At 61.6% G+C, this 3,765-nt stretch carries 3 protein-coding genes; all 3 read right to left on the bottom strand.

Going from position 1 to position 3,765, the window contains the following annotated elements; translation table 11 throughout:
- A partial coding sequence (gene mobF, locus RLDS_RS0127645; protein WP_031297388.1) for a MobF family relaxase occupies window positions 1–848 on the bottom strand: 848 nt, incomplete at its 3' end.
- Window positions 848–3,154 (bottom strand): type IV secretion system DNA-binding domain-containing protein, encoded by a 2,307-nt coding sequence (locus tag RLDS_RS32100; protein WP_020818473.1) that lies wholly within the window; start codon window positions 3,152–3,154, stop codon window positions 848–850. The genes mobF and RLDS_RS32100, both read right to left, overlap by 1 nt.
- Window positions 3,144–3,434, bottom strand: coding sequence for a hypothetical protein (locus RLDS_RS32095; protein WP_025160433.1), 291 nt, complete (start codon window positions 3,432–3,434; stop codon window positions 3,144–3,146). The genes RLDS_RS32100 and RLDS_RS32095 overlap by 11 nt, the downstream gene beginning before the upstream one ends.
- Between the last annotated feature and the right edge of the window lie 331 nt (window positions 3,435–3,765).

Raw genomic sequence — 3,765 nt, 5'->3', positions numbered from 1 at the left:
TCGAAACCGAGCGCAGCGGCCCGCTCGATCCAGCTTTGCCTGAGCGCGCCGCGATCCTCGACGTCGAGCTTGGGATCGCGGGTATTGATCGTGATCTGGTCGCGGCCCTTGTGGGATGTTATGCCGGTTTCGGCCGCCTTGTTGAGAATGTCCTCGCGCCGTTGGCTGAACTCCTCACGCGCGGCCTTTGGCACGCCGACGATCTCGAAGGTTCCGTGCTTGCCGCGAAGCTCTACAGTGTAGCCGATCTTCTCGAGCGCCGTCCGCAGGTAGCTGTGGTAAATCGCGCCGATGATGCTGTTGTGGCTCCAGATCTTGTCGGCGTGAAGGGCTTGCCACTTGCCATCGGGCATCTGCGTCATGTTGCCGATCACAGCGTGAATATGGCCCTGCGGATCGAGCGCCCGGCTGGTATCGTGCTGGAAGAGCGCATAGACGAGATTGCCGGTCTGGACCGGAACCTTGCGGCCGTCGACGTCGCGCCGGCCTTCGGCAAGGTTCTTTTCGACCCAGGCCATCGTCTGCTTGACGGCCGCCATGTTGGCGGAGAGCACGCGCTTGTCGCCGGCGACATAGGCCATCACCGACGCGGACTTCGGCATCGAAAAGGTAAGGTCGAGGCCGTGCCGGCGGTTCTCGACCTGGGCGACCCCTTCCCCGCTCGGCAGGAACCCGTTTAGAATCCCTTCGAAGGCGTCCTTCGACACCTCGCCAGAGAGACCAGCGATGTCGGCCCCTTCCCCTGCCCAGGCGCTGACCTCGGACGAATCCTCGACGGTGTAATAGTCGTCCTTCGCGAAATAATTCGCGGACCCGGCGGCCGAGCGGATCGGGGCGACGGAGAGCATCAGATGCCCATATCGAGATCGTTGTCGTCACGGCCGGCCGAGAAGTCCTGACGCAGTTCGGCGAGCGTCTGATCCTCGACCTGGGGCGTCCCCTGACCCTGCCGATGGCCATCGCTCCGATCGTCGCGATCCCGCGCCGCAACAGCCTGCTCGTCTGATCGGGCCGGTGCCGCGGGCGCCTTTTCGGCGCTTTCACCCTTTACCGATCCCTGATCACCGCGGTCGTCCGTGCCCTGCGCCGCCCGTGCCGCCGCGTTCCCCTCTTCTTCTGCTTCCGCCGACAATATCCCGGCGGCCAAATCCCGCGCGAGATTGGGAGATTCCAGAATCTCGTCGATCACCAGCAACGAGCCGTCCCGCCCGCCGGCTTCCCCTGCCCCATCCTCCTCGAACGCCCCTTCTCCGCGCCTTGATCGAACGGGTTGAACATTGGCGCGAGGCATGAAGCCCTCGGCGACAACGGGGTATCGTTTCCATTCGAGCTTGATCCGTCCTGCGGGGAATCCGTCCGGATATTTGACATATCCGTGAAGCGCCGGAAGGTTGGTGATGTCGTCGGGAAGGACAAGCGGTTCGACCTGCTTTCGCGGAGTCAGCGTCGAAGCGTCGCGCGTGTTGTTATAGCCGTAAGAATAGGCCTCATCCATCTGGCGAACCTCACGGTTTCCGATGTAGAGGGAGCATTCTTCGGCGGTCTTATATTCGCCGGTGGCGAGGATCAGCTTGGTGCGTGCTAGCGAAGCAAGATTTCGAGCGCCTTCTTCGCCGTAGACCTCGACGAGCTTCGGAAAGCTGTGGAGGCCGAGGAGCATTGCTCCGCCAAAATTGCGTGCGGTCTGAAGTCCCTTCTCGATGGCCGGCAGACGGTGGAGCGCGGCGAGTTCGTCGAACACGAACCAGGTGCGCAGACTGTTCGTCCGCGGCATCGACATGAGGCTCGTGATGGACAGGTTCGTCCAGAGCGTCAGGAGCGGACGGTTCAGCTCCAGGTCCTCATAATCGGAGGTGATGAAGAGGATGGCGCCGGGCCTTTTGTCGGCCGTCATCCACCTGCGAATGGAGTAAGGCTCGCCCTCGTCGGGGAGGAACCGCAGGACCTGCGCATTGGTATTGAAGACAGCCCGGATCGATTCCGCCATCCGTGCAGCTTCCGGGGCGGTCAGCGGGTCCGCGATTGTGTTGGCCAGATAGCGGTGCACGCGCTTCAGGTCGGCCGTCATCAGATTGTCGGAGAGAGCGAGATTGGTCGTTTGGCCGCGCTCGCGGAGCTTGATGCACATTTCGATGAAGAGAGTGCGCGCGGCGAGCGCCCAGAAGGGCTCGGACGATCCGCCGTCGGACGGAACGAGAGAGGCAGCCGCTGCCGTGAAATGACTGTAGCTCGTGCAGTCGTTGAAGATGGTCCAGGCGGGACAGCGCTGGTCCATCGGGTTGAGGATCGTGTCGCGTTCCGGGTCGTAGAACGCTTCGACGTAGGCGCCCGTGAGGTCGAAAACGACGGCGTTGTCCTGGCGCTGGCGCATCTGCACAATCAGATCGCGAAGCTGTGTCGTTTTCCCGGCGCCGGTCGTTCCGAATAGCATCGCATGCGACTGCTCGAGCCGATGGGGGAAAGGGATGTCGGCGAGCTTGTAGGGATGGTGGATTCCGGCTGCCTTGCGCACGGCGAAGGGAAGCGCGAGGACGTCCCGCGGCGACTTCCCGGGAAAGAGTTCGACCGCCTCGGTTTCGAACTTCTCGCGATTATATTCATTGATCTCGTTGAGAAGGATATCGTGGTCGACAAGCATGGCGCCGCGTTCATGCCGTTCCTGAAGGATCGCGCGGCCGCGTCGATGCGAGATGTCGATGAACCAAATGGTCAACGGAATGGTGATGAAGGCCGAGATGAGGAACGCGCCCAACAGTCCTCTCATGGCGACGGTCCATGCCCTGATCACCTCGGGGATGTAGGGGACTGCCGGCATCACGGTGCGAAGGACGTCTCCGCTGGGAAGCGTGACGTTGACGCGCTTGTTCGGATCGAGGTCGATCCAGTTCCACAAGGCCGAATAGAGCTTCATTCCGATGAGCTGGACGCCGTGCTCGTCGAGCTTCACGGCGAGGATGAGGCAGAAGGCTATGAGGAAGACAAAAAACCATAGCAGGAAGGGCAGCTTCGCGCCCGAGAACCACATCAGCATCTCGTGCGTGAGGAGCTGGCTTCCGCGCGTGAAATTGCCTGAGTTGCGCTGCACATTTCCGCGCGCGCTGTGATGAATGAGGGGGATGTTGCGCCCGTTCGATCGAATGTCCTTACGCGCCATGGTAGGTCTCCAGACGCTTGTCGGTTTCAGCGAGGATGCGATCGCGATATTCGGGGAATTGCTCGCGGATGATGATGTCGAGAGCGAGGTGCTGAAACTCGTTGATCCGCGCGAGCCGCCGCTGGCTTCCAGCGAGAATCTGGCCGGCTCCAAGGAAGGCGTCGACCGCGTGCCGGATGAGGTCTGAGGCGGTGCATTCGCGCTCGGCCGCGATCGCGACTAGACGGTCATATTTGCTGCGGTCGAGCCTGACCGTGCAATGCTTGTTGGGGGTCATCAAAACCAGGCCTCCTAGCAGGGAGGCTGGTGGGGTCTCAGAAACCTGCCCGTCTTATAGTTCAGCCATGCCCGCATGGCAAGAATTCTCGATCTGGCGAGCGGCCCGTGTTCTCGCGTAACACACTGAAATGCCCGCAAAATAGCGGTTTGCGTGTGGGCGCCACATGCGTCCCACAGGCGAACACGCGCGGTTTTCGCCTCATCTTCTTGAAAACGCGAAGAAAGCTCCTGCACCCTGGTGCGTAGGGTGTGCTGCTCTGTACCAGGGCAGATCTCCACCCTCGGGTCGTCATGTGACACAGATGGTCTGGGATGAAAAATGCCTTCGGCGG

The organism is Sphingobium lactosutens DS20, assembly GCF_000445105.1.
Classification (GTDB): Bacteria; Pseudomonadota; Alphaproteobacteria; order Sphingomonadales; family Sphingomonadaceae; genus Sphingobium; species Sphingobium lactosutens.
The sequence above is the reverse complement of the archived record's forward strand: the minus strand, read 5'-3'. Positions and strand labels throughout refer to the sequence as shown.

Excerpts from the sequence above, each read along its gene's own strand:
- RLDS_RS32100 (WP_020818473.1), bottom strand. The coding sequence starts at position 3,154 with ATGGCGCGTAAGGACATTCGATCGAACGGGCGCAACATCCCCCTCATT.